This window comes from Bounagaea algeriensis (assembly GCF_054491375.1).
The window spans coordinates 1,684,326-1,710,391 of sequence record NZ_CM137102.1; the positions used below are offsets into that span (position 1 = coordinate 1,684,326).

Consider the following 26,066-nt stretch of genomic DNA (forward strand, 5'->3'; position numbering starts at 1 on the left):
CCCGCCGGTCGACGGACCGTGAACGGATGTTCCTGGGGCGGGCGGACGACCGAGAGGACGACACAGGTGGCCACGGTGGACGTCAAGCCGAGCCGTGCGCTCCCCGAGCCGAAAGGCGGGGAGCGGGCTCGGATGCGCGGGTTCGTGACGCGGTACGCGAACGCCCTCATCATCGCCAGCGTTCCGGTGCTCCTGGGGGCGATGGCCCTCATGATGGCGTGGGGACGCGCTGGCTTCTCCGCGGACTACGGGATCGACTACCAGGTGTACCGGTGGGCGGTGGAGACCTGGGTATCCGGCGGTGAGCTCGTGGGCAACGCACCCGTGGTGAGCAGCGGGCAACCCCTGCCGTGGGTGTACCCGCCGTTCGCGCTGCTGCCGCTGGCCCCGTTCGGGCTGCTGCCGTTCGAGGCCGGCCTCGTCGCGCTGTTCCTCATCGACCTGCTGGCGATCGGCGGCACCCTGTACCTGGTGACCCGGCACATGTGGCCGAGCGTCGGCGCGCGCGGCGCCGCGGCCGTGGCGATGAGCGCCCTGGCCTTCACCCCCTTCCTCGAGCCGGTCTACGCCTCGTTCGGCCTGGGCCAGGTCAACATCGCCCTCATGGGGCTGGTCGCGGTCGACTGCCTCGCCCGCGCGCCCCGCTGGCCGCGCGGACTGCTCGTCGGCATCGCAGCGGCGATCAAGCTCACCCCGGCGGCGTTCCTGCTGTTCTTCGTGATCAACCGGCGCTACCGGGCCGCCGTCGTGACCGTGGTGACGGCGGCCGCCGGCACGCTGCTCGGATTCGCGCTGGACTGGAAGGCCTCCGTCGCGTACTGGTTCGGCGCGGGCCCGGCCAGCGGCGTGAACGGTTCGGCGTTCCACACCAACCAGTCCTTCCGCGGTGCGCTGGCACGGCTGGGCATGCCGGAGGGCACCGAGCTGCTGCTGTGGGCCGCGGGTTGCCTCGTGTGCGTCGCGGTCGTCGCCTTCGCCGTCCACCGGCTCGACCCGGTGCTGGGCGTGCTGTCCACCGCGCTGATGTCGCTGCTGGTCTCGCCGACGTCGTGGTCGGACCACTGGGTCTGGTGCGCCCCCGCGCTGCTGGTCATGATCGGCTACGCCGTGCGCGGGCGCAGCATCGGCTGGTGGGCGGTCGCCGCGATCACCCTGGCACTGACGCTGAGCGCCACGTTCACGTACGTGCCCTGGAGCGACCCGTGGACCAAGACCCAGCACCTGGTGGGCAACCCCTACTTCCTCTGGGGAGCGCTGCTGGTGGCGCTGCTGGGGCTGCGGGCCTGGTTCACCGGGGCCCGTTCCCGCGCCCCGGTGGTCGGCTCGAGCGCGGAGTCCCCGGACGTGCGGATGTCCTGAAGCTGCGCGCAGCACGTCGACGACCGACCGACCGGCCGTGTCGGGCGAGGGCGCGGTGCTCCCACCGCGCGAACGTCCGATGCGGCCGGATTCGTTCGGTCCGCCGCATGGCGCAGAAACAATGGATGTTGCCGCTGCGGAAATGCGGCGGAAGAATTCCGCCGTCCAACAATTCTGCCCGATTTTGCTCTGCTGGGGGCGTGGCGCGCGGCCGGTGATGTGCCGCACGCGCGCGGCCGTGCTTTCGCCCGTCCCCTGAATCGCAGCTGCATCGCAGGTCACTCCGGGTTTCCCGCTGGAGGTGCGGCGCGTTCGGGTGCTGGGTCGATCGGAGTTCGTCGACCCATGGTGTTCGCGGGAGGTGATCTGTACAGTCCTCGGAACTGGCCAAGAGTGCAACGGCGCATCCTTTTGTCAGTGCCCCCTGGATTTTGTGTCGCGCGCTGAAGCGCGCGCGGCACGGCCTGACTTCGGGAGGTTCGATGCCCCACTCGCAGCATTCGGAACACGCGATGCCCCCGCGCACGTCCGGGGGTTTCCGCGACCCCCGGCGGGAGCACGACGCGTGCGGTGTCGCGTTCGTCGCCGACCTGCGCGGACGACGAAGCCACGAGCTCGTCGAGCAAGCCCTGACCGCGCTGCGGAACCTGGAGCACCGAGGTGCCAAAGGCGCGGATCCGGAGACCGGTGACGGCGTGGGCCTGCTGACGCAGGTCCCGGACGCGTTCTTCCGCGACATCGTCGACTTCCCCCTCCCGCCCGCCGGGTCGTACGCGGTGGGCACGGCGTTCCTGCCGGACGATGCGCACGCCGCCGACACCGCGGTCGCGGACGTGCAGCGCATCGCAGCCGAGGAGGGCCTGCGCGTCCTCGGCTGGCGGGAGCTGCCGGTCCGCGCGGACCGCGCCGGACAGCTGGCGCGCGGCGTCATGCCGCGTTTCCGGCAGCTCTTCCTCGGTGCCGACGAAGGCGCCGACGAAGGTGCCGACGAACACGCGGGACGGACCTCCCGCACCGCGCTGGACCTCGACCGGCGTGCCTTCTGCGTCCGCAAGCGCGCCGAGCACGAACTGGACGTGTACTTCCCGAGCCTCTCGGCACGGACCCTGGTGTACAAGGGCATGCTCACCGAGCAGCAGCTGCCCGACTTCTACCCGGACCTGACCGACGAGCGGTTCACCAGCGCCATCGGCCTGGTGCACTCGCGGTTCTCCACGAACACGTTCCCGTCGTGGCCGTTGGCGCACCCGTACCGGTTCGTCGCGCACAACGGCGAGATCAACACGCTGGGCGGCAACCGCAACTGGATGCGGGCGCGGGAGAGCCTGCTCGACACCGATCTCATCCCCGGCGACCTGCAGCGCGTCTGCCCGGTGGCCACGCCGGGCGGCAGCGACTCGGCCACGTTCGACGAGGTGCTCGAACTGCTGCACCTCGGTGGGCGCAGCCTGCCGCACTCGGTGCTCATGATGATCCCGGAAGCGTGGGAGAACCACGACGAGATGGATCCGAGCCGGCGCGCGTTCTACGAGTACCACAGCTACCTGATGGAGCCGTGGGACGGACCTGCGCTGGTCGCGTTCACCGACGGCACGCAGATCGGCGCCGTGCTCGACCGCAACGGCCTGCGGCCGGGGCGGTACTGGATCACCGAGGACGGTCTGGTGGTGCTCGCCAGCGAGGTCGGCGTGCTGGACATCGCTGAGGAGCGGGTGGCGCGCAAGGGCAGGCTCCAGCCCGGGCGCATGTTCCTGGTGGACACCGAGCAGGGCCGCGTCGTCGACGACGAGGAGCTCAAGAGCGGCCTCGCGGCGGAAGCGCCGTACCAGCAGTGGTTGGACGACGGTCTGGTGCGGCTGGACGAGTTGCCCGAGCCGGAGCACGAGCCGGTGCGCCACGACTCGCTGGTGCAGCGCCAGCAGCTGTTCGGCTACTCGCAGGAAGAGCTCGGCGTGCTGCTCGACCCCATGGCCCGCGACGCGGCCGAACCGGTCGGGTCGATGGGCAACGACGTGCCGCTCGCCGGCTACACGCAGCGCCCGCGTGCCGTGTTCGACTACTTCACGCAGCTGTTCGCGCAGGTCACGAACCCGCCACTGGATGCCATCCGGGAAGAGCTGGTGACCTCGCTGCAAACCCACGTCGGGCCGGAGGGCAATCTGCTCGACGAGCAGCCGGACTCCTGCCGCCAGCTCGTGCTGCCCTACCCGGTGTTGGACAACGACCAGCTGGCCAAGATCACCGCGCTGCGCGACGACGAGCGGTACCAGCACCTGCGGTCGGCCGTCGTGGACATCACCTACCCCGTCGCCGGCGGAGGTGCGGCGTTGCGCACCCGCCTGGACGGGATCGCCGAGGAGGTCTCGGCCGCGGTCGAGGACGGCGCTCGGATCCTCGTGCTCTCCGACAAGGGGGCCGACGAGCAGCGCGCCCCGATCCCGTCGCTGCTGGCGACGGGTGCGGTGCACCACCACTTGGTGCGGGAGAAGAAGCGCACCCGGATGGGCCTGATCGTGCAGGCCGGCGACGTCCGCGAGGTGCACCACGTCGCGGTGCTGCTGGGCTACGGGGCGGCGGCCGTCAACCCGTACCTGGCGATGGCCGCCGTCGAGGACCGGGTCAACAACGGCGCGCTGCGCGGGCCGGATGCGCACCAGGCCACGGACAACCTCATCAAGGCCCTGGGCAAGGGTGTCCGCAAGACCATGTCGAAGATGGGCGTGTCCACCGTGTCCTCCTACACCGGAGCGCAGATCTTCGAGGCCGTCGGCCTGGGCGAGGAGGTCGTCCAGCGGTGCTTCGCGGGCACCACCTCGCGGCTCGCCGGTGCGGGTTTCGACGAGCTCGCCGCGGAGGTCGCCCACCGGCACCGGCTGGCCCACCCGGACGACGGCGTCACGGCACCGCACCGCGAACTGCCGGACGGCGGGGAGTACCAGTGGCGGCGCGACGGCGAGCCGCACCTGTTCAACCCGAAGACGGTGTTCAAGCTGCAGCACGCCACCCGTGCCGGCCGCTACGACACGTTCCAGGAGTACACCGACGCCGTCGACGAGCAGTCGCGCGAGCTGATGACCCTGCGCGGACTGTTCCGCTTGCGCACCGGGGTGCGCGAACCGGTCCCGCTCGAGGAGGTCGAACCGGTCTCGACGATCGTGCGGCGGTTCGCCACCGGCGCCATCTCCTACGGGTCGATCTCGCAGGAGATGCACGAGGTGCTGGCCATCGCGATGAACCGGCTCGGTGGCAAGTCCAACACCGGCGAAGGTGGTGAGGACGCGGACCGGTTCACCCCGGACGGCAACGGCGACTCGCGCCGCTCGGCGATCAAGCAGGTTGCCTCCGGCCGGTTCGGCGTGACCAGCGAGTACCTGGTCAACGCCGATGACCTGCAGATCAAGATGGCCCAGGGGGCCAAGCCGGGCGAGGGCGGTCAGCTGCCGGGCGGCAAGGTCTACCCGTGGATCGCGAAGACGCGGCACTCCACGCCGGGAGTGGGGTTGATCTCCCCGCCGCCGCACCACGACATCTACTCGATCGAGGACCTGGCCCAGCTCATCCACGACCTGAAGAACGCCAACGACCGCGCTCGGGTGCACGTCAAGCTCGTCAGCGAGTTGGGCGTGGGCACGGTGGCGGCCGGTGTGTCGAAGGCGCACGCGGACGTGGTGCTCGTCTCCGGTCACGACGGAGGCACCGGCGCGTCCCCGCTGTCGTCGATCAAGCACGCGGGCGCCCCGTGGGAACTGGGCTTGGCCGAAACCCAGCAGACGCTGCTGTCGAACCGGCTGCGCGACCGCATCGCGGTGCAGACCGACGGTCAGCTCAAGACCGGACGTGACGTGGTCGTCGCCGCCCTGCTCGGTGCCGAGGAGTACGGTTTCGCCACAGCTCCGCTGGTGGTGTCCGGTTGCGTGATGATGCGCGTGTGCCACCTGGACACCTGCCCGGTGGGCGTGGCCACGCAGAACCCGAAGCTGCGGGAGAAGTTCAGCGGCAAGGCGGAGCACGTGGTGAACTTCTTCGAGTTCATCGCCCAGCAGGTGCGGGAGTACTTGGCGCAGTTGGGCTTCCGTTCGCTGGAGGAGGCCGTCGGGCACTCCGAGCTGCTGGACACTTCGGAAGCGGTGCGGCACTGGAAGGCCGCGGGCCTCGACCTCAGCGCGATCACGCGCATGCCGGAACTGCCGGAAGGAACCCCGTTGCACTGCACCACCGAGCAGGACCACGGCCTGCGGCGCGCGCTGGACAACACGCTCATCCAGCTGTGCGAAGGGGCGCTGCGCGACGGCGCTCCGGTGCGGCTGGACATGCCGATCCACAACGTCAACCGCACGGTCGGCACCATGCTCGGCGCCGAGGTGACCCGCCGCTGGGGCGGTTCCGGCCTGCCGGACGGCACGATCGACGTGACGTTCACCGGTTCGGCCGGGCAGTCGTTCGGCGCCTTCCTGCCGGCGGGTGTCGCGCTGCGCCTGCACGGCGATGCCAACGACTACGTCGGCAAGGGCCTGTCCGGCGGGCGGGTCGTCGTCCGGCCCGGTGCCGAGGCCGCGTTCGCGGCCGAGCGCAACACGATCGCGGGCAACGTGCTCCTCTACGGCGCCACCGGCGGGGAGTTGTTCGTGCGCGGTGCTGTCGGTGAACGGTTCTGCGTGCGCAACTCCGGTGCGACGGCCGTCGTCGAAGGCGTCGGCGACCACGGGTGCGAGTACATGACCGGCGGGCGCGCCGTCGTACTCGGTGAGATCGGGCGGAACTTCGCCGCAGGCATGTCCGGCGGCACCGCCTACGTGCTCGACCTGGACGTGCACCGGGTCAACACGGCCATGGTGGACATCGACCCGCTCGACGAATCGGACCGGGAACTGCTCCACGACGCGGTTCGCCGCCACTTCGAGCAGACCGGGTCCGCGGTGGCCCACGACCTGCTGACCGACTGGGACCTCGCGGTCGAACGCTTCGGCAAGGTCATGCCGCGCGACTTCAAGCGCGTGCTGACCGCGCGCCAGCAGGCCGAACGTGACGGGCGCGACGTCAACGAGGCGATCATGGAGGCCGCTCATGGCTGATCCCAAGGGCTTTCTCACCACACCCCGCAGGAACCCGCAGCGTCGGCCCGTCGACGTGCGGATCAAGGACTGGCGCGAGGTCTACCTCGAACTCGACGGTTCCGAGCTCAACGAGCAGGCCGGACGTTGCATGGACTGCGGTATCCCGTTCTGCCACCAGGGCTGTCCGCTCGGGAACCTGATTCCGGAGTGGAACGACCTCGTCCGGCGCGAGGACTGGGCCACCGCGGCGGAGCGGTTGCACGCCACGAACAACTTCCCCGAGTTCACGGGGACGTTGTGCCCCGCGCCGTGCGAGGCGGCCTGCGTCCTCGGCATCGACGACGACCCGGTGTCGATCAAGCAGGTCGAAATCGAGATCATCGACCGCGCGTGGCAGGAAGGCTGGGTGCGTCCGCACCTGCCGCGGACGCGGACCGGCAAGTCCGTGGCCGTCATCGGCTCGGGACCCGCGGGGCTGGCGGCCGCGCAGCAGCTCACCCGTGCGGGGCACGCAGTCGTGGTGTACGAACGGGCCGACCGCATCGGCGGTCTGCTGCGCTACGGCATCCCCGAGTTCAAGATGGAGAAGCGGCGGCTGGAGCGCCGTCTCGGGCAGATGCGCGCCGAAGGCACCGAGTTCCGCCCGGGTGTCGACGTCGGTGTGGACGTGACCGTCGAGCAGCTCGGGGCCGGGTGCGACGCGGTCGTGCTCGCCGGCGGTGCCACGCAGGCGCGCGACCTTCCGCTGCCCGGGCGGGAACTGGACGGTGTGCACCAGGCGATGGAGTTCCTCCCGCTCGCCAACCGGGTGCAGGAGGGCGACCTCACCGAACCGCCGTTGAGCGCCGCGGGAAAGGACGTGGTCATCATCGGCGGCGGTGACACCGGTGCGGACTGCCTCGGCACGGCGCACCGCCAGGGCGCGAACTCGGTGACCCAGCTGGAGATCATGTCCACGCCGCCCGCATCGCGGCCGGCTGACCAGCCGTGGCCGACCTACCCGATGGTCTACCGCGTCTCCTCGGCGCACGAGGAGGGCGGGCAGCGCCTGTACTCGGTCAACACCCGGGAGTTCCGGGGTGACGAGCGGGATGGGCTGCGTGCTCTCGGCGTCGTCGACGTGGAGTGGGTCGACGGTGGTTTCCAACCCGTCGCCGGCACGGAACGGGAGCTGCCGGCGCAGCTGGCCCTGCTGGCGATGGGCTTCACCGGCCCGGAACGGGTGGGGCTGCTCGACGAGCTGCGCGTCGACCTCGACGAACGCGGCAACGTGGCGCGCGACGAGCAGTTCATGACCTCGGTCGACGGCGTGTTCAGCGCCGGTGACATGGGCCGCGGCCAGTCGCTGATCGTGTGGGCGATCTCCGAGGGCCGCGCGGCGGCGGCGGGGGTGGACCGCTACCTCACCGGCCGGGACGTGCTGCCGGCGCCCGTCGGACCCGCGGACCGCCCGATGAAGTGAGGCCCCTCCGCGGCGGGGTGCACCGGGTGCGTCGGATTCCTTCCGGCGCACCCGGTTTCGTGTGCGCGGTGGGGTAGGCGCGCTCGTCGACCGGCGTGATGTGTTGTACCGCACCGCGGCGGCGTGTCAAGCTGACGTCGGCAGACCGGACGGTCGGTCTGTCCGGTCCGGGTGGCCGTGCAGGGGTGTCCGCGTTCGCCCGGTCCGCATCGGCATCCGATCCAGGAGGGGATGTGGGCGAGGCGATGCGGCACCAGGATGAACCGGGGAACGTGCGCACGACGACGAGCGCCGGCGTCGCGGTGATCACCATCGACCGCCCGCGTGCCCGCAACGCCGTCGACCGCGCCACCGCCGAGGAGCTGGCCGGCGCGCTCGACGCGTTCGACGCCGACCCGGATGCCGTGGTGGGCGTCCTGACCGGGGCGGGCGGCACGTTCAGCGCTGGCATGGATCTCAAAGCCTTCAGCCGCGACGGCGAACGGCCTTCGCTGCCGGGACGCGGCTTCGGCGGGCTGACCGAACGTCCACCGGAGAAACCGCTCATCGCCGCGGTGGAGGGCTGGGCGCTCGCCGGCGGTTGCGAAATGGCCCTGGCCTGCGACCTCGTCGTCGCAGCCCGCGACGCCCGGTTCGGCCTGCCCGAGGTGGCACGCGGTCTCGTCGCCGCCGCGGGCGGATTGCTGCGGCTGCCGAAGGCGCTGCCGTACCAGCTGGCCATGCGCATCGCGCTCACCGGTGAGTCGTTCACCGCTCCGTTCGCCGCGGAGCACGGCCTCGTCGCCGCCCTCGCGGAATCCGGCCAAGCCCTTTCGGAGGCGCAGGATTTGGCCGCGCGCATCGCCAGCAACGGGCCGCTGGCCGTGCGCGCCACCAAACGCGTCGTCGCCGACGCGGCGCAGTGGACCGACGCGGAGGCGTTCTCCCGGCAGCGCGACGCGGTCGCGCCCGTGTTCGCCTCCGCCGACGCCCAGGAAGGCGCGCGCGCTTTCGCCGAGAAGCGCGCGCCGGTTTGGCGGGGCGAATGAGCGGCGAGCCCCGGTGCCGACCGCGGGGCGGGGAGGCGGGCCGGTGAACCGGTCGTGCTCGGCGGAACGTCCGAACTCGGCGATGACGCGGAGGTCGTGATGCACCCAGGAATCCACGCAGCCGAAAACCCCGACCGTCCCGCCGTGATCGCGGCGGAAACCGGGGAGATCCTCAGCTACGGCGCGCTCGAGGACCGTTCTCGCCGGTTGGCCGAACTCCTGCGCGAGCACGGGCTCGCCGAAGGCGACGCCATCGCCGTGCTCACCGACAACGATCCGCGCGGCTACGAGGTGCACTGGGCCGGTGTGCGCACCGGGCTGTACGTGTGCGCGGTGAACAGCCATCTGACCGCCGACGAGGTCGCCTACATCGTCGACGATGCGCAGGCGCGCGCGCTCGTCGTGTCCGCGGCCCTGCGCGACGTGGCCGAAGCGGTCGCCGATCGGTTGCCCGCGGTGACCCTGCGGCTGAGCTACGGCGGCGCGGTCGCCGGGTACCGCCCGCTCGACGAGGCGCTGGCGGAGGTTTCGCCGCGGAAACCGGACTACGAACCGCAGGGCGCGCCGCTGTTGTACTCCTCCGGCACCACCGGGCTGCCCAAGGGCATCAAGCCGCGCTTGCCCGGATGCGCGCTCGGCGAGTTCGCCGATCCGTTGCTGGAACTGCTCGGCGGCGTGTACGGGATCGACGCGTCGAGCGTCTACCTGTCACCCGCGCCCTTCTACCACGCGGCACCGCTGCGCTACAGCACGGCGGTGCACTCCCTCGGCGGGACCGTGGTGCTCATGCACCGGTTCGAGCCGGAGACCGCCCTGGCCTCGATCGAGCGCTACGGCGTCACGCACAGCCAGTGGGTGCCGACGATGTTCGTGCGCATGTTGCGGCTCGACCGGCAGGTGCGCGAGCGCTACGACCTGTCCACGCACCGGGTCGCGATCCACGCGGCAGCGCCGTGCCCGCCGGACGTGAAACGCGCCATGATCGACTGGTGGGGCCCGATCCTGTACGAGTACTACTCCTCGACCGAAGCGATCGGGATGACGCTCATCGACAGCGAGCAGTGGCTGACCAAGCCCGGATCCGTCGGGCGCGCGGTCGTGGGCGAGCCGCGCGTGTGCGACGAGGACGGCACCGAACTCGGAACGGGCGAGATCGGCACGGTCTACTTCGCCCGGGACGAGGTGCCGTTCGAATACCTCGGAGATCCCGAGAAGACCCGTTCGAGCAGGCACCCGGTGCACGAGAACTGGGCCACCGTGGGCGATCTCGGATATCTCGACGAGGACGGTTTCCTCTACCTCACCGACCGCAAGGGCTACATGATCATTTCGGGCGGGGTGAACATCTACCCGCAGGAGGTGGAGAACGTCCTGCTCGGACACCCCGAGGTGCTCGACGCGGCCGTGTTCGGCCTGCCCGACCCGGAGATGGGCGAGTTCGTGCAGGCGGTGGTCTCCCCGTCGGTGCCGGAGCGCTCCGGGCCGGATCTGGAACGCGCCGTCATCGACCACGTGCGCGCGCACCTGGCGCACTACAAAGCGCCCCGCAGCGTGGATTTCACCGCGGAGATGCCCCGCACTCCCACGGGCAAGCTCCTGAAGAAGCAGCTGCGGCAGCGCTACACCGAGCAGGCGTGATCCCGCCGCCCGCTGCTGCCCGAGAGGAATCCCCGACGAAGAGAGGTATCCGTGACACAACGCTGGGGCATCACCGTGCCATTCGCCGAGATCCCGCTGGCCGAGCAGCGGAGTCTCATCGCCGAGCTGCCCGATCTCGGCTACACCGACGTGTGGTCCGCGGAAGCCAACGGGGCCGATGCGTTCACGCCGCTGGCGCTCGCGGCCTCGTGGGCGCCGAGCCTGCGGTTGGGCACGGCGATCGTCCCGGTGTTCACGCGCGGGCCGGCGACGCTGGCGATGAGCGCGGGGACGCTGGCCGCCGCCGCACCGGGGAGGTTCACGCTCGGCTTGGGCACGTCCTCGGACATCATCGTGCAGGACTGGAACGACATCGCCTTCACCGAGCCGTTCAAGCGGGTGCGGGACACGCTGCGCTTCCTGCGCACGGCGTTCACCGGGGAGAAGGTCACCGAGCAGTACGACACGTTCGGCGTCAACGGCTTTCGCCCGGGCCTGGTCCCGGACATCCCGCCGCCGATGCTCGTGGCGGCGCTGCGGCCCGGGATGCTGCGGCTGGCCGGCAGGGAAGGCGACGGCGCGATCCTGAACATGCTCTCCCCCGCCGATGTGCGCACGGTGGCGCCGTACGTGCACGAAGGCGGCCCGGGAAAGGAAATCGCGGCCCGCATTTTCGTCATCCCGGACACCGATGCGGACACGGCGCGCGGGATCGCCAAGCGCCACCTGGCCGGATACCTGAACGTGCCGGTGTACCGGAAGTTCCACGAATGGCTCGGTCGCGAGGAGCTCGCGCCGATGTGGCAGGCGTGGGAGCAGGGGGACCGCAAGGGTGCCTTGGCGGCGATCCCGGACCACGTCGTCGACGATCTCGTGATCCACGGGCCGGCGGAGCACTGCCGCGAACGCGTGCAGTCCTACGTCGACAACGGCGTGACCACGCCGGTCGTCGCGCTGGTGGCCCCGGGCGATCCGACTGCGGCGGTGCGCGCGCTGGGGCGGCGCTGATCGGGAGGGCCGCTGCTGCTGCCGCGCAGTGCGGCTCAGCTCAGGGCGGCTCAGCTCAGGGCGGCTCAGCTCAGCGGGGTTGCTGGAACGTCCGGTGCGGAGTGCAGGTGCGCGGTGTCGTTGAAACGCCGGAGGATCCACGACGAGCCGTCGATGACGATCTGCGAGATGGAACCGTTGTCCGCCCCGAGGAACGCCAGCGCCCGCGCGTCGGCGGCCTGGCGCATCGCCTCGGCGATGACCCCGCCGTGGGTGAACACGACGACTCGCTGGTTCGGGTGTTTCGCGGCGATCCGCACGATCGCCGCGCGCACCCGCTCGGCGAGGGCTTCCGGCGATTCGGCACCGGGGATCACGTTCCAGCGCTGCTCGGCGTACATCTGGTGCAGCACGGGGTCGTCCTCGGCGACTTTGCGGCGGAACACCCCGCCTTCCCAATCACCGAGGTGCACTTCCCGCAGTTCCGGTTCCGCTTCCGAGTCCAGTCCCGTGCGGGTGAGCAGTGGCAGCGCCGTCATGTTCGTGCGCCGCAGCGGCGTCACGTAAACCGCGTCGGGCCGCTGCTCGGCCAACCGCGCACCCACCAGTTCGGCCTGCTCCTGCCCGGCCTCCGCCAGCGCGGGATCGCTCTGGCCGTCGAGCAGGGGGAACGGTGCGCCCGCCCGGGCGGGTTCCGACTCGCCGTGCCGCACGAGCAGCAGGTCGGTCGCTCCGTTCGGCAGGGTGAACCGGGCCTGTCTGTACTCGGTCATCGTGCTCGCTTTCCTCGACGGGAGGGTCGGACCGCGGGGCCGCAACCCGGCACCAATCTACTCGCGTCGCGGAAGTGCCCTGCCCGGAACGTTCCGGCCACCGCCGGGGGCAGCTCCTGCGGCCGTGCCGGGGGAGTCGGGCGTGATCCACGCGAACAAGGAGGACGAAATGTCCACAGCGGACGAAACGACCGAGGTGGCCGGGGAGGATCCCGTTCTCACGCGGGTCGTCGGGAACGTGCTCACGGTGGTGCTCAACCGTCCGCGGAGGAAGAACGCGCTCGACGCGGGCGCGTGGACGGTGCTGCGGGACGCCTTCCGCCGCGCCGAGGTCGATGACGAGGTGCGCGCCGTCGTGCTGACCGGCGCGGGCGGTGACTTCTGCGCCGGGGCCGATCTGACAGCGGGAGCCGGTCGACAGCACCCGCTGCGCCGCATGGAGCTGGTCAACTCGGTCGCCGAGGCGGTGTTCCACCTGCCCAAGCCCGTGCTGGCCCAGGTGCGCGGAGCGTGCGTCGGAGCGGGCTGGAACCTGGCGCTGTGCTGCGATGTCGTCGCCGCGTCCGAAACCGCCCGGTTCAGCCAGATCTTCGCGCGTCGCGGGCTGTCACCCGATTTCGGCGGCTCCTGGCTGCTGCCCCGGATCGTCGGCATGCAGCAGGCCAAGCGGCTGATGATGCTCGGTGAGTTCGTCGGTGCCTCCGAGGCCGCGGATCTCGGCCTGGTGACCTGGGTGCGCGGCGACGACGAGCTCGACGAGTTCGCCGCCGCCACCGCCGAATCGCTGGCCCAGGCGCCGCCGATCGCCGTGGCGCAGGCGAAGGACCTGCTGCACACCGCTGCGCAGCAGAGCTTCGCCGAAGCTCTGGGCGGCGAGGCGCGCGCGCAGGCGGTCAACTTCGCCACGGAGGACGCCGCCAGCGCGCGCGAGGCGTTCACCGGCGGCACCGAACCCGAGTTCACCGGCCGTTGGGCCGTGCCGGATCGCTGAACCGCGGCGGGCGTTCGTCGAAGTTGGCGGAGACGGCCTCGAGCTGGTTCGCGCCGCCCACGAGCTCACCGATCGCGCGCTGCTCGGCGGCGAAGCCCTCCTCGAGGTCGACGCGCCCGGCCTGTTCGAGCAGCCGTTTCGCGCGGCGGACGGCATCCGGGGACCTGCCCGCGATCTCGCCGGCCACCCGCCGCGCCTCGGCGAGCGGGTCGTCGACCACGCGGGTGGCCATGCCCAGTTCGTCCGCCTCGGTGCCGGTGACCTCGCGCCCGGTGAACGCGAGTTCCTTGGCCACGTCCCGGCCGACGAGTTCGGGCAGCACCTGCGTTCCGGTCATGTCCGGAATGATGCCCCAGTTGATCTCCATGACCGACAGGCGCGCATCGGCGGTGGTGAACCGGATGTCGGCCCCCAGGGCCAGTTGCAGTCCGCCGCCGAAGGCGACGCCGTGCACCGCGGCGATCACCGGAACCTGCAGCGTCGTCCACACCCACACGACCTGCTGGGCCAACGCGCGCGCCGGGCCGACGGGTTCCGCGTCCGCGGCGGCGAGGCGGTTTTCCTCGCCGCCGGAGGTGTCGGCCATGCGGGCGAACTCGGAGAAGTCGAGGCCGGCGCAGAACGCGCGCCCGGAACCGTGCAGCACCACGGCGCGCACCGCGGGATCCTCGGCGAGTTCCCGTCCGGTGCGCAGGAGCTCGTGGAACATGTCCGCGTCGAGGGCGTTGAGCTTGTCCGGTCGGTCCATCCGGACCTCGGCGATGTGGTCCTCGACGGCGCAGCGGACCCTGGGTTCGGTGGTCAAAAGGCCTCCTCGCGGGCAATGCCGCCGCAGCGCGGCGGATGGTCGGGGATGCTCGCAATCCTCGGCGTCGTGTTCGCGCTCGGCCCAGCGCAGTGTGGTCGAGCTCACTGCGAGCTCGGCGGTGCCCGCCCACCGGACGGCCGGTGTGCCGCGCGGCGCGCGGCCGGCCCGCCTTCTCCGCCGTGCGGCGGTGGCACTCCTCGGCCGGGGTCCGCTGCGGGTGGAGCGGCGTCGGCGCTATTCTGACCACTCCATGTCCGCGGCTGAGGGTGTAGCAGTGCAGGACGGGTTCTGGCACCAGGTTTTCGAGCAGGCCTCCGCTCCACTGGCGATCATCGACATGCAGGGCCGGTACGAACACGTCAATCCGGCGCTGTGCGAGCTGTTGGGCTATCCGGCTGAACGCCTGTGCGGACGCGACTACCGCGAGTTCACCCATCCGAATGATGTCGACCTGGAAGGCCCCGTCGCCGCTGACGACCCGCTGGAGAAGCGCTACATCCGTAGCGACGGCTCGGTGATCTGGACGCTCGTCTCCCGCGCCTACGTCCGCGACTCCTCCGGAACGGTGACGCACCTGCTGTCGCAGATCCAGGACATCACCGAACGCCGCGAGCTGGAGGAGCTGTGGCGCCGCAGCTTCGCCAACGCCCCGATCGGCATGGCCGTGCTCGACCTGCAGGGGCGGTGGATCACGGTCAACGAGGAACTCGCCGCGACCCTCGGCTACGAGCGCGAGGAGCTCGTCGGCGTGTCGGTCTGGGACATCAGCCACGAGCTCGACGAGGACCGCGGCCGCGACGAGTTCCACGAACTCATCAAGGGGCAGGTCGACACCACGACGGTCGAGCGGCGCTTCCGGCGCAAGAACGGCCGCCCCGTCTGGATGTTCATCCGCGCCACGGTCGTGCCCGACGCCGAGGGCTCCCCGGCGTTCATCATCAGCCAGTACGAGAGCTTCGGGGAGCGGCGCCTGGTGGACGCGCGCCTGGCGCACCTGGCGCTGCACGACCCGCTGACCGGCCTGGCGAACCGGGTGCTGCTCGACGACCGGCTGGAGCAGTACCTCAAGCAGGTCGGCGGCAACCGTCCGGTGCTCGGCCTGCTCGTCATCGATCTGGACCGGCTCAAACCGGTCAACGACCGCTACGGCCACGCCCAGGGGGACCAGTTGCTCATAGCCGCTGCGCAGCAGTTGCAGCGCGCGGTGCGCTCCGAGGACACGGTTGCGCGGCTCGGCGGCGACGAGTTCGTGGTGCTGAGCCTGGTGCCCGACGAGGAGGCCGCCGCGGCACTGCGCGAGCGGGTGGCGTCGTACCTGGACACGGAGCTGACCGTCGCCGGAGTGATGATGGGGACGCAGGCCAGCGTGGGGCTGGCGAGCACCCGCGATCCGCAGCAGTCGGCCACCGAGCTGCTGCACCTCGCCGACCTCGACATGTACGAGCGGAAGCGGCAGCAGCGCTGAACCGCCGCACCGCGCGGGGCTCTCGCATGCTGGGATGTGTCGTAGCGCACCCGCCCGCCGCGCCGATGCGGGACCGAGCGTGCCGAGCACGGTGCGGCACACGGGCGCCGCGGGCGGCCCGTCCGCCTGAGTTCACCGCGCGTTTCCCGCGTGACCTGGGGCGATAGGGCGTTTCGCGAGCCGTGTCCGGCGCCTTCGACGAGTTCGGGCGGGGCGCAGCACGCCCCCCGCGCGACCGTGTGCGGGGCGAAGACGCGGTTGATCCCGAACCCTACTGTGGGTAAGAACGACCGCGGGGCGGAGTATCGTTCGCCGTGGGACGCATACACCTGCAGGGAAAGGGAACGGGGCAACGTGGGTACGACGAATGGGCACCGGTCCGCAGCCGCGGATTCGGGCTCACCGACCACAGCGACGGCCACGAACCGGGGTGACGGCGCGCAGGATGGGATCCGGCAGCTCAACCGGGTGGTCATCCGGTTCGCCGGTGACTCCGGGGACGGCATGCAGCTGACGGGCGACCGGTTCACCTCCGAGGCGGCCGCCTTCGGCAACGACCTGGCGACGCTGCCGAACTTTCCCGCCGAGATCCGCGCTCCCGCGGGCACGCTGCCCGGCGTGTCGAGCTTCCAGCTGCACTTCGCCGACTACGACATCCTCACACCGGGCGACCGGCCGGACGTGCTGGTGGCGATGAACCCGGCGGCGCTGAAGGCGAACATCGGCGACCTGCCGCACGGGGGCATTCTCATCGTCAACACCGACGAGTTCGGCAAGCGCAACCTGTCGAAGGTCGGTTACGAGCAGAGCCCGCTCGAAACCGACGAGCTGGAACCGTACACGGTCCACCAGGTCGCGATGAACACCCTCACCCAGGGTGCGCTGGTCGAGACCTCGCTGGGCAAGAAGGACGCGGCGCGGTGCAAGAACATGTTCGCGCTGGGCCTGCTGTCCTGGATGTACAACCGGCCCACCGACAACACCGAGCAGTTCCTGCGGGAGAAGTTCGCCAAGAAACCCGAGATCGCCGAGGCGAACGTCCTCGCCTTCCACGCGGGCTGGAACTACGGCGAGACCACCGAGTCCTTCGCCGTGGCCTACGAAGTGGCACCGGCGCAGCTGCCGCAGGGCACCTACCGGCAGATCACCGGCAACGCCGCGCTGGCCTACGGCATCGTCTCCGCGGGGCAGCGCAGCGAGCTGCCGGTGTTCCTCGGCAGCTACCCGATCACGCCGGCCTCGGACGTGCTGCACGAACTCGCCAAGCACAAGAACTTCGGTGTGACCACCTTCCAGGCCGAGGACGAGATCGCCGGCATCGGCGCGGCGCTGGGCGCCTCCTTCGGCGGCTCGCTGGGCGTGACCACCACGTCCGGGCCGGGGCTGGCGCTGAAGTCCGAGACGATCGGGCTGGCCGTGGCGCTGGAACTGCCGCTGCTGGTGTGCGACATCCAGCGCGGCGGTCCGTCCACCGGGCTGCCCACGAAGACCGAGCAGGCCGACCTGCTGCAGGCGCTGTACGGCCGCAACGGTGAATCGCCGGTGCCGGTGATCGCGCCCTGCTCGCCGGCCGACTGCTTCGGCATCGCGCTGGACGCGGTGCGGATCGCGCTGTCCTACCGCACGCCGGTGCTGCTGCTGTCCGACGGCGCGGTCGCCAACGGTTCCGAGCCGTGGCTGATCCCGAACGTGGACGAGCTTCCCGACCTGCGGGTCGACTTCGCCTCCGAGGCCAACGCGTCCGACGGTTCCGGGGAGTTCTGGCCCTACCAGCGCGACCAGGAAACGCTCGCGCGGGACTGGGCGATCCCGGGCACGCCCGGGTTGGAGCACCGGGTCGGCGGCCTGGAGAAGGCCGACGGCAAGGGCAACATCTCCTACGACCCGGACAACCACGACCAGATGGTCCGGCTGCGGCAGGGCAAGATCGACGGCATCGCGGTGCCCGACGTCGAGGTCGACGATCCGAGCGGGCAGGCCCGCGTGCTCGCGCTGGGGTGGGGCTCGTCCTACGGCCCGATCGGCGCCGCCTGCCGCCGCGTGCGCGGCGAGGGCATGCCCGTCGCCCAGGCGCACCTGCGCTACCTCAATCCGATGCCGAACAACCTGGGCGAGGTCCTCCGCTCCTACGACAAGGTCGTGGTGCCGGAGATGAACCTCGGCCAGCTGGCAATGCTGCTGCGTTCGCGCTACCTCGTGGACGTGCAGTCCTACACCAAGGTGGCCGGCCTGCCGTTCCAGGCCGAAGAACTGCAGCACGTGCTCACCGATGTCGTGCAGGGGGTTTCCGCGTGACTACCACGGATCTGGGAATGCCGGAACTCGGCGGCTTGGCCGAAGTTCCCACCACCGACGAGAAGCAGACCGCGAAGGACTTCAAGTCAGACCAGGAAGTCCGCTGGTGCCCCGGGTGCGGCGACTACGTCGTGCTCAACGCGGTGCAGAGCTTCCTGCCGTCGCTCGGGCTCAAGCGCGAGAACATGGTGTTCGTCTCGGGCATCGGCTGCTCCTCCCGGTTCCCGTACTACATGAACACCTACGGGATGCACTCCATCCACGGGCGCGCGCCGGCGATCGCCACCGGCCTGGCAACCAGCCGCCCCGATCTGTCGGTGTGGGTGGTCACCGGTGACGGCGACGCGCTGTCCATCGGCGGCAACCACCTCATCCACGCGTTGCGGCGCAACGTGAACCTGACGATCCTGCTGTTCAACAATCAGATCTACGGGCTCACCAAGGGGCAGTACTCGCCGACGAGCGAGGTCGGCAAGGTCACCAAGTCCACACCGGTCGGTTCGCTGGACCACCCGTTCAACCCGGTGTCGGTGGCGTTGGGAGCCGAGGCCGGCTTCGTGGGCCGCGTCATCGACTCGGACCGGCAGAACCTGACCGAGACGCTCCGCGCCGCCGCCGAGTACCGCGGCAGCGCCCTGGTGGAGATCTACCAGAACTGCCCGATCTTCAACGACGGCGCGTTCGACGTCCTCAAGGACGGGGACGAGAAGCAGCGGCGGATCATCCCGCTGCGGCACGGCGAACCCGTCGTCTTCGGGCCGGAGGAGGAGCGCTACGGCGTCGTCTCCGACGGCGCCGCGGGCCTGCGCGTGGCCAAGCTGTCCGAAGTGGACGAGAACGACGTGGTGGTGCACGACGCGGCGAACCCCGACCCGTCGTACGCGTTCGCGCTGTCCCGGTTGGGCGGGCAGGACCTCAACCCGACGGTCACCGGGATCTTCCGCAACGTGCCGCGCGACACCTACGACGACATGGCGCGCGCGCAGGTGGCCGAAGCCGCGCAGGACAAGCAGGCCGACCTGCAGAAGCTGCTCACCGGCAACGACACCTGGAACGTCTGAAGGCGTCCGGACCGCAGCGTGACTACTCCCGCGGCCGCGCCCGAACTGGGCGCGGCCACGCGCACGGGCCAGTGATCGCCCCGCGGCACGTCTGCGCGGCCACGCGCTGCTCAGCGCAGCACCGCCTCGATCAACCGCGGCCCGGCGGTCAGCTGCGCGTTGCGCAGTTCCGCGACCAGTTCCGCACCGGTGGTCACGCGCACGGCCGCAACTCCGAACCCGCGCGCCACGTTCGTCCAGTCCATGGCGGGGCCGGTCAGTTCGGTCAGGTCACGCGCCGAAACCCCCGGTTCGGCGACCCCGTGGCGGTCCAGTTCGGCCTCCAGGATGCGGTAGCGCGCGTTGGCCAGCACCACCGTGGTGACGTTCAGCCCCTCCCGAGCCTGCGTCCACAGCGCCTGGACGGTGTAGGCCGCGCTGCCGTCGGCCTGGAAGTCGATCACCGGGCGGTCGGGGCAGGCCACGGCCGCGCCCGTCGCCAGCGGAGGACCGCCGCCGATCGCGCCACCGGTGAGACCCAGCTCGGTGTGCGGCGGGGCGGACGCTGCGAGGGCGGGGTAGGCCGCGGCGCCCGAGACCCCCTCGTTGACGATGATCGCGTCCTCCGGCTGCGTGCACACGATCGCGCGCGCCACGTCCTGGGCTGTGAGCGTGCCCTCCGGCGGCGCGAGCTCCGGTGCTTTCGCGCGAACCGGGTCGACGGACTCGCTGCCGGTCGCGGTGGCCAACTCGTGCACGGCCGCGGTGGCGTCCTCGATCGGTTCGGCCAACGTGTGGACCCGCATCTCCGGCGGCAGCGGATAGCTCGGCCGCCCCTGGTAACCGAAGAACGACACCGGGGTGCGCGCCCCGATGAGCACGAGATCGGTGTAGCTCTCGAGCGCGTCCACCACGTCCTCGGGGAAGTAGGGCAGTTCCCGGCAGACGGGCAGGTTCGGCGTCCGGTCGACACGTGCGGAGCCGCGTTCGGTGAACACACCGCCCCCGCACGCGGCCGCGATCCGCCCGGCGGCGGTCATGGCGGCGGGGTGCAATGCGGAATCACCGAGCAGCAGGGCTGGACGGGTCGCACCGCCGTTGCCGGTGAGCCGCTTCGCGACGGCGGTGATCCGTTCGGCCTCGACCACCGGACGAGCGGTCGGAGCCGGCACGTCGGCAACGGCACCGCCTTCGCCGGACATGTGGTCGGCCGCGGCGATCAGGGTCGCGGGAAGGCGTAGCCGCAGCGCCTGCTCGTGGGCTGCCAGGAACGCGCGTGCGGTGTCGCTCGGGGACGTGCTGCGCCCCACCCAGCCGGAGACGGGCGCGGCGAGCGAGTCGATGTCGCTGGCCAGCGGCGGATCCGCTGCCTGGTGCCAGCTGGTGTGCTCACCGATGACGTTGACGACGGGGGAGAAGCCGCGGCGCGCGTTGTGCAGGTTCGCGATACCGTTGGCCAGCCCCGGCCCCAGGTGCAGCAGGGTCAGCGCCGGTGTGCCGGTCATCCGCGTGTGCCCGTCGGCGGCACCGGTGGCGACTCCTTCCGTCAAGGCCAGGACCGGGCGCACACCGGGTGCTTCGTCGAAGGCTTCGACCAGCGGGATCTCCGTCGTGCCCGGATTGGCGAAGCACGTGCGCACACCGGCCGCGTGCGCCGTCGCCAGCAGGCCCTCGGAACCTTTCAAGAGCTGCTCCTTCGCGGGAGGGGTCAGCGCGGACCGGTCCCATGTTGCTCGGGTGCGGGGCGGATCGGCAAGGAACGCACCACCGGTCATCCCGGGTGGGCGTGCAGGTGTTGCAGCAGCAGGCGGTTGAACTCCTCGGGGACCTCTTCCGGGACCCGGTGCGAGACGTCCTGCAGCATCTCGAAGCGCTCCCACCCCAGGACGTCGGCCAGGGAGAACACGTCGCGCACGAGTTCCTCCCGCCGGTGCTCCCGCACCTCCTGCGGACGGGCCCCGGAGGAGCAGCCGCGCTGGTCGGGTGCGACGGCGCGGCATCCGGCCACCGAGCTGCTCGCGCCGAATTCCGACGAATGCGCGACCGGCACCTCCTGCGCGATTTGCTGATTGCGCAACACGCCCCGCCAATCTCTTCCGCATGCCGATAATCTTCGCTGGATTCACGATTCTGCGGACGGATTCCCGGCTTGTTGTTTTGTCGACAACCCGACGTCGCGACGGCGGGGAGCAAAAATCGTGTGGGATTTTTCGGGGTTGACAGCGCTGTCAACAGCCGTTCGACTGGATCGCGGCGAAGCGGCAAACATGATGCCCGCGAACGTGCGGGACGCGGGGCGCAACCGGCTGCCGGATTCCCCGCAGGAGGTTCCTGTGCGCTGGGGGTAATCGATTCAGTCGCGGAGCGGCGGAAGTGTCCCCCCGATCTCCCGGCTGCGCCGGCGCGGGGGAGTAACGCTGCGGTCGCCGGTGGCGATGCAGTGGGTGAGCAGGCAAGATCCCGACTTCTGCGCCACCGGGTGGCGCGGTGGTTGTGCAGGGTCACCCGCGCGTCCGGTTGATTTTTTCGCGCCGAATGTGTTAAATAGTGCGCGCGCGTATACACAAGCCTGTGTCCCGATGCACTTACGCGATCGTTGCGCCGCGGGGAAAAGATCCGCGAATTCGCAGGTGATGGGGCGTTTTTTCGCCGGCGGCGACCAGCCGAATCATGCAATCAACGCAGTTGTGTGATTAGGGTCACGCAGCAAAATGCTTGCTTCAGGATCTTTTTCATCTAGTTTGGGTACTCGACGCAGAGATTTCGCGTCGAGGTCGGCAACGAAGCTGACCGCACGGGGATCGACTTTGGTGCGCGGCCGTTGATTCGGGCCGCCCAGGTCGGTCAAGAGTTGCCCTTATTTCGCAGCGGCGACCCGCACGGCCACGAGTCGAGACTCGGGCACTGAATCGTGCGAACCCGAGTTGTGCGGAGGCGCATGACCAACGCGAGTGGTGGGAGTGAAGCATGGCCAAGAGCGTGAACGACCTTGCCCAGAGTGATCAGTCGGAGGCGGACATCGATCCGGTGCATCGCGAGGAGCAGGTCTTCGGCGACAACCCGCTGGAAGTGCGCGAGTCGGATCACTACACGCACGAGTACGTCGGCGGGTTCGTCGACAAGTGGGACGACCTGATCGACTGGAAGGCGCGCACGGAGAGCGAAGGCCGCTTCTTCATTGACCAGCTCAAAGCCCGCGGGGTGAAGTCCGTCCTGGACGCGGCGACCGGTACCGGTTTCCACTCCGTGCGGCTCCTGGAGGAAGGCTTCGAGACGGTCAGTGCAGACGGCAGCCCGCAGATGCTGGCCCAGGCGTTCAGCAACGGGCTGGCCTACGGCGGGCACATCCTGCGCGTCGTGAACGCTGACTGGCGCTGGCTCAACCGCGACGTGCACGGCACGTACGATGCGATCATCTGCCTGGGTAACTCGTTTACCCACCTGTTCTCGGAGCGGGACCGTCGCAAGGCGCTCGCGGAGTTCTACGCGATGCTCAACCACGACGGTGTGCTGATCATCGACCAGCGCAACTACGACTCCATCCTGGACTCCGGGTTCTCGAGCAAGCACACGTACTACTACGCCGGTGAGGACGTGTCCGCCGACCCGGACCACGTCGACGACGGCCTCGCCCGGTTCAAGTACGTGTTCCCGGACAAGTCCGAGTACTACCTGAACATGTTCCCGCTCCGGAAGAACTACACGCGGCGCCTGCTGCGCGAGGTGGGCTTCCAGCGCATCGACACCTACGGGGACTTCCAGGAGACCTACTCGGACGACGAGCCGGACTTCTTCATCCACATCGCGGAGAAGAAGTACACCCCGGACGACGAACTGTCCAACATGTACTCGGGTGCGGTGCACACGGCCCGCGACTACTACAACTCCGAGGACGCGGACAACTTCTACTTCCACGTGTGGGGTGGCAACCACTTCCACGTGGGCCTGTACAAGACGCAGGACGAGGACATCAACGTCGCGTCGCACCGCACCGTGGAGCACCTGTCGAGCAAGGCGAAGATCACACCGGACACCCGTGTGCTCGACATCGGAGCCGGTTACGGTGGTGCCGCTCGGCACCTGGCCCGCACCTACGGGTGCAAGGTCACCTGCCTGAACCTCAGCGAGGTCGAGAACGACCGCAACCGGGAGTTCAACCGGCAGGAGGGGCTCGACGAGCTGATCGAGGTCCACGAAGGTTCCTTCGAGAACCTCCCGTTCCAGGACAACGCCTTCGATCTCGTCTGGTCGCAGGACGCGATCCTGCACAGCGGCGAGCGCGAGCGCGTGCTGGAGGAAGTGACCCGCGTGCTGCAGTCGAAGGGCTCCTTCGTGTTCACCGACCCGATGGCGGCGAACAACGCGGAGCGGAAGGGCCTGCAGCCGATCCTGGACCGGCTGCACTTGGACAGCCTCGGTTCGCCCGAGTTCTACAAGCGGGAGCTGTCCAAGCTCGGGCTCACCAACGTCGAGTTCGAGGACTTGACAGACTACTTGACCCTCCACTACGGCCGAGTGCTGGAGGAGCTGGAGAAGCGCGAGGGCGAACTCGCGGACCGCATCGGGGAGGACTATCGCAGTCGGATGAAGGTCGGTCTGCGCAACTGGGTCGAGGGCGGCAAGAGCGGCAACCTCGCCTGGGGCATCATCCACGCCCGCGCCTGACCCCGTAGCGCTCGACCGGGCCGGGAGGTCCGCGGGACCGGACCGGCCGACCCGCAACGACACAGACGTTCGTGAACGCAAAGATCGAAACAGCAGTCAGCTGTGAGGTGAGGAGTAGTCGTGAGTGAGATCAACCGCAGGCTGTTCACCAGCGAGTCGGTGACCGAGGGTCACCCGGACAAGATGTCCGACGCGATCAGCGACTCCATCCTGGACGCGCTGCTCGCCAAGGACCCCAAGTCCCGCGTCGCGGCCGAGACCATGATCACCACCGGCCAGGTGCAGGTCGCCGGTGAGATCACCAGCAAGGCGAACGTGGACTTCCAGCAGATCGTCCGCGACACCGTCCTGGAGATCGGTTACGACTCCTCGGCCAAGGGCTTCGACGGGAACTCCTGCGGTGTGAACGTGGCCATCGACGCGCAGTCGCCGGACATCGCCCAGGGCGTCGACGACGCGCACGAGACCCGCGTCGGTGGTTCCGAGGACGAGATCGAGAAGCAGGGTGCCGGCGACCAGGGGCTGATGTTCGGCTACGCCTGCAACGACACCGACGAGCTCATGCCGCTGCCGCTGGCTCTGTCGCACCGGCTCTCGCGCCGGCTGACCAACGTGCGCACGGAGGGCGTGCTGCCGTACCTGCGCCCGGACGGCAAGACCCAGGTGACCGTGGAGTACGCCGGTGACCAGGCGGTGCGGCTGGACACGGTGGTGCTGTCCACGCAGCACGCCGAGGACGTCGACCTGGACACCATGCTCGCGAAGGACATCCGCGAGAAGGTCATCAACCCCGAGATCGAGCGCGTCGGCCTGAACAACGGCGACATGAACGTGCTGGTCAACCCGACCGGCCGGTTCGTGGTGGGTGGTCCGATGGGTGACTGCGGCATGACGGGCCGCAAGATCATCGTGGACACCTACGGCGGGATGGCCCGGCACGGTGGCGGTGCCTTCTCCGGCAAGGACCCGTCGAAGGTGGACCGCTCGGCGGCGTACGCGATGCGCTGGGTGGCCAAGAACGCCGTGGCGGCGGGCTTGGCCGAGCGCATCGAGGTGCAGGTGGCCTACGCGATCGGCAAGGCCGCGCCGGTGGGTCTGTTCATCGAGACCTTCGGCACGGAGAACGTGGACCCGGTCAAGATCCAGGCCGCGATCAACGAGGTCTTCGACCTGCGTCCGGCGGCGATCGTGCGCGACCTGGACCTGCTGCGCCCGCTCTACCGGTCCACGGCCGCCTACGGCCACTTCGGCCGCGACGACGTGGACCTGCCGTGGGAGCGCACGGACCGCGTGGCCGCGCTGAAGAGCGCCGCGGGCCTGTGATCCGCACGTAGCCCCCGACGTCGGCGGGCGGCGCCGGCTCCCGGCATGTGGCCAGGACCGGCGCCGCCACCGACAATCGTGACAACGCAGACAACCCAGTACCGCGGCCGGGCGGCCCGTGCGAAGTGCCACAAACACCTTTCGCGGCCGACGGGCCCTCGAGGCCGCCCCGCCCCATGTGAAGGAGTCGAACAGTGCGGATCGCGGTGACCGGTTCGATCGCCACCGACCATCTGATGTCCTACTCCGGCAGGATCAAGGACGAGATCCTCGCCGACCAGCTGGACTCGGTGTCGTTGTCGTTCCTGGTCGACGAACTGGAAGTCCGTCGAGGCGGAATCGCCGGCAACATCACCTTTGGACTGGGGCAACTGGGTATCTCCGGAACCTTGGTCGGAGCCGTCGGCCGCGACTTCGACGACTACGGCCGGTGGCTCGAAAGCCACGGCGTGGACACGGCCTCGGTGCACGTGTCCGAGCGCAAGCACACAGCGCGCTTCGTGTGCACCACCGACCAGGACAACAACCAGATCGCCTCGTTCTACCCGGGCGCGATGGCCGAGGCCACGCAGATCGAGCTGAAGACGATCGCCGACCGCCTCGGCGGGGTCGACCTGGTGGTCATCTCCGCCAACGACCCGGGCGCGATGGTCCAATACACCGAGGAAGCGCGTCAGCGCAACTACTCGTTCCTCGCCGACCCGGGCCAGCAGTTGGCGATCATGGACGGCGAGAACATCCGTAAGCTGGTGGACGATGCCCGGTACCTGTTCACCAACGAGTACGAGCGGAGCTTGCTGCTGCAGAAGACCGGCTGGTCCGAGGCCGAGGTCCTCGACCGCGTCGGCACCTGGGTGACTTCCCTCGGCCCGGAGGGCGTGCAGGTGGAGTCCAAGACCGGCGCGACTGTCAGCGTGCAACCGCCGAAGGAGAAGCAGAAGGGCGACCCGACCGGTGTCGGCGACGCGCTGCGCGCCGGCTTCCTGGCCGGGCTGAACCACGAGCTCGGCCTGGAGCGCTCGCTGCAGCTGGGTTGCACGTTGGCCACGGTCTCGTTGGAAACCGACGGGCCGCAGGAGTACGAGGTCGAGCGCGGGTCGTTCGTGGCGCGCTTCGCCGAGGCCTACGGCGACGCGGCCGCGGCCGAGGTCGAGTCGAAGCTTCGCTGAGACGGGAGA

At 69.9% G+C, this 26,066-nt stretch carries 18 protein-coding genes; 13 read left to right on the forward strand and 5 right to left on the reverse strand.

What is annotated here, in order from left to right:
• Nucleotides 1-66 precede the first annotated feature (66 nt).
• The 6 genes from ACVGV2_RS07650 to ACVGV2_RS07675 all read left to right on the forward strand — a co-directional run bounded on the left by ACVGV2_RS07650 (nt 67) and on the right by ACVGV2_RS07675 (nt 11,549).
• Nucleotides 67-1,359 (forward strand): glycosyltransferase family 87 protein, encoded by a 1,293-nt coding sequence (locus ACVGV2_RS07650; protein WP_459165350.1) that lies wholly within the window; start codon nt 67-69, stop codon nt 1,357-1,359.
• A 482-nt stretch (nt 1,360-1,841) separates the two neighbouring features.
• The gene (gene gltB / locus ACVGV2_RS07655) at nt 1,842-6,431 is read left to right on the forward strand and encodes a glutamate synthase large subunit (RefSeq protein ID WP_459165351.1); all 4,590 of its coding nucleotides are present in this window, start codon (nt 1,842-1,844) and stop codon (nt 6,429-6,431) included.
• The gene (locus tag ACVGV2_RS07660; RefSeq protein ID WP_459165352.1) at nt 6,424-7,875 is read left to right on the forward strand and encodes a glutamate synthase subunit beta; all 1,452 of its coding nucleotides are present in this window, start codon (nt 6,424-6,426) and stop codon (nt 7,873-7,875) included. Before gltB ends, ACVGV2_RS07660 begins: the two co-directional genes overlap by 8 nt.
• A 245-nt stretch (nt 7,876-8,120) precedes the next feature.
• Entirely contained in the window at nt 8,121-8,903 is a 783-nt protein-coding gene (locus ACVGV2_RS07665; RefSeq protein WP_459165913.1) for a crotonase/enoyl-CoA hydratase family protein, read from the forward strand.
• A 99-nt stretch (nt 8,904-9,002) separates the two neighbouring features.
• Nucleotides 9,003-10,541 carry an acyl-CoA synthetase gene (locus ACVGV2_RS07670; RefSeq protein ID WP_459165914.1) on the forward strand — a complete coding sequence of 513 codons (1,539 nt, stop codon included), beginning with the start codon at nt 9,003-9,005 and terminating at the stop codon, nt 10,539-10,541.
• A gap of 51 nt (nt 10,542-10,592) precedes the next feature.
• Nucleotides 10,593-11,549 carry an LLM class F420-dependent oxidoreductase gene (locus ACVGV2_RS07675; RefSeq protein ID WP_459165353.1) on the forward strand — a complete coding sequence of 319 codons (957 nt, stop codon included), beginning with the start codon at nt 10,593-10,595 and terminating at the stop codon, nt 11,547-11,549.
• A gap of 65 nt (nt 11,550-11,614) precedes the next feature.
• Here the strand turns inward: ACVGV2_RS07675 and ACVGV2_RS07680 are convergent, their stop codons facing one another.
• The gene (locus tag ACVGV2_RS07680) at nt 11,615-12,301 is read right to left on the reverse strand and encodes a histidine phosphatase family protein (protein WP_459165354.1); all 687 of its coding nucleotides are present in this window, start codon (nt 12,299-12,301) and stop codon (nt 11,615-11,617) included.
• Between the two features lie 169 nt (nt 12,302-12,470).
• On the opposite strand from ACVGV2_RS07680, the gene ACVGV2_RS07685 reads away from it, so the two are divergent.
• Nucleotides 12,471-13,292 carry an enoyl-CoA hydratase/isomerase family protein gene (locus ACVGV2_RS07685; protein ID WP_459165915.1) on the forward strand — a complete coding sequence of 274 codons (822 nt, stop codon included), beginning with the start codon at nt 12,471-12,473 and terminating at the stop codon, nt 13,290-13,292.
• Here ACVGV2_RS07685 and ACVGV2_RS07690 read toward each other — a convergent pair.
• Nucleotides 13,261-14,097 (reverse strand): crotonase/enoyl-CoA hydratase family protein, encoded by an 837-nt coding sequence (locus ACVGV2_RS07690; RefSeq protein WP_459165355.1) that lies wholly within the window; start codon nt 14,095-14,097, stop codon nt 13,261-13,263. The genes ACVGV2_RS07685 and ACVGV2_RS07690 overlap by 32 nt on opposite strands.
• 253 nt (nt 14,098-14,350) lie before the next feature.
• Between ACVGV2_RS07690 and ACVGV2_RS07695 the strand changes: the two genes are divergently transcribed.
• The 3 genes from ACVGV2_RS07695 (at nt 14,351) to ACVGV2_RS07705 (ending at nt 18,921) form a co-directional block, all read left to right on the forward strand.
• The gene (locus ACVGV2_RS07695; protein ID WP_459165356.1) at nt 14,351-15,565 is read left to right on the forward strand and encodes a PAS domain S-box protein; all 1,215 of its coding nucleotides are present in this window, start codon (nt 14,351-14,353) and stop codon (nt 15,563-15,565) included.
• Between the two features lie 450 nt (nt 15,566-16,015).
• Entirely contained in the window at nt 16,016-17,860 is a 1,845-nt protein-coding gene (locus ACVGV2_RS07700) for a 2-oxoacid:acceptor oxidoreductase subunit alpha (protein WP_459165916.1), read from the forward strand.
• Complete coding sequence (locus ACVGV2_RS07705) at nt 17,857-18,921, forward strand: 2-oxoacid:ferredoxin oxidoreductase subunit beta (RefSeq protein WP_459165357.1); 1,065 nt, start codon at nt 17,857-17,859, stop codon at nt 18,919-18,921. Before ACVGV2_RS07700 ends, ACVGV2_RS07705 begins: the two co-directional genes overlap by 4 nt.
• Nucleotides 18,922-19,031: 110 nt before the next feature.
• On the opposite strand, the gene ACVGV2_RS07710 is transcribed toward ACVGV2_RS07705, so the two are convergent.
• From ACVGV2_RS07710 to ACVGV2_RS07720, 3 genes are all read right to left on the reverse strand, one after another.
• Entirely contained in the window at nt 19,032-20,585 is a 1,554-nt protein-coding gene (locus tag ACVGV2_RS07710; RefSeq protein WP_459165358.1) for an acetolactate synthase large subunit, read from the reverse strand.
• Between the two features lie 86 nt (nt 20,586-20,671).
• On the reverse strand, nt 20,672-20,980 hold the full coding sequence (locus ACVGV2_RS07715; RefSeq protein WP_459165359.1) for a hypothetical protein: 309 nt from the start codon (nt 20,978-20,980) through the stop codon (nt 20,672-20,674).
• 588 nt (nt 20,981-21,568) lie between these two features.
• Nucleotides 21,569-21,748, reverse strand: coding sequence for a hypothetical protein (locus ACVGV2_RS07720; protein WP_459165360.1), 180 nt, complete (start codon nt 21,746-21,748; stop codon nt 21,569-21,571).
• A 119-nt stretch (nt 21,749-21,867) separates the two neighbouring features.
• Here ACVGV2_RS07720 and ACVGV2_RS07725 point away from each other — a divergent pair, with 119 nt between their 5' ends.
• The 3 genes from ACVGV2_RS07725 (at nt 21,868) to ACVGV2_RS07735 (ending at nt 26,057) form a co-directional block, all read left to right on the forward strand.
• Nucleotides 21,868-23,565 (forward strand): glycine/sarcosine N-methyltransferase, encoded by a 1,698-nt coding sequence (locus ACVGV2_RS07725; protein WP_459165361.1) that lies wholly within the window; start codon nt 21,868-21,870, stop codon nt 23,563-23,565.
• 183 nt (nt 23,566-23,748) lie between these two features.
• The gene (gene metK, locus ACVGV2_RS07730; RefSeq protein WP_459165917.1) at nt 23,749-24,888 is read left to right on the forward strand and encodes a methionine adenosyltransferase; all 1,140 of its coding nucleotides are present in this window, start codon (nt 23,749-23,751) and stop codon (nt 24,886-24,888) included.
• Nucleotides 24,889-25,082: 194 nt separating this feature from the next.
• A complete protein-coding gene (locus tag ACVGV2_RS07735; protein ID WP_459165362.1) occupies nt 25,083-26,057 on the forward strand; it encodes a carbohydrate kinase family protein in 975 nt (324 codons plus the stop codon).
• Nucleotides 26,058-26,066 lie beyond the last annotated feature (9 nt).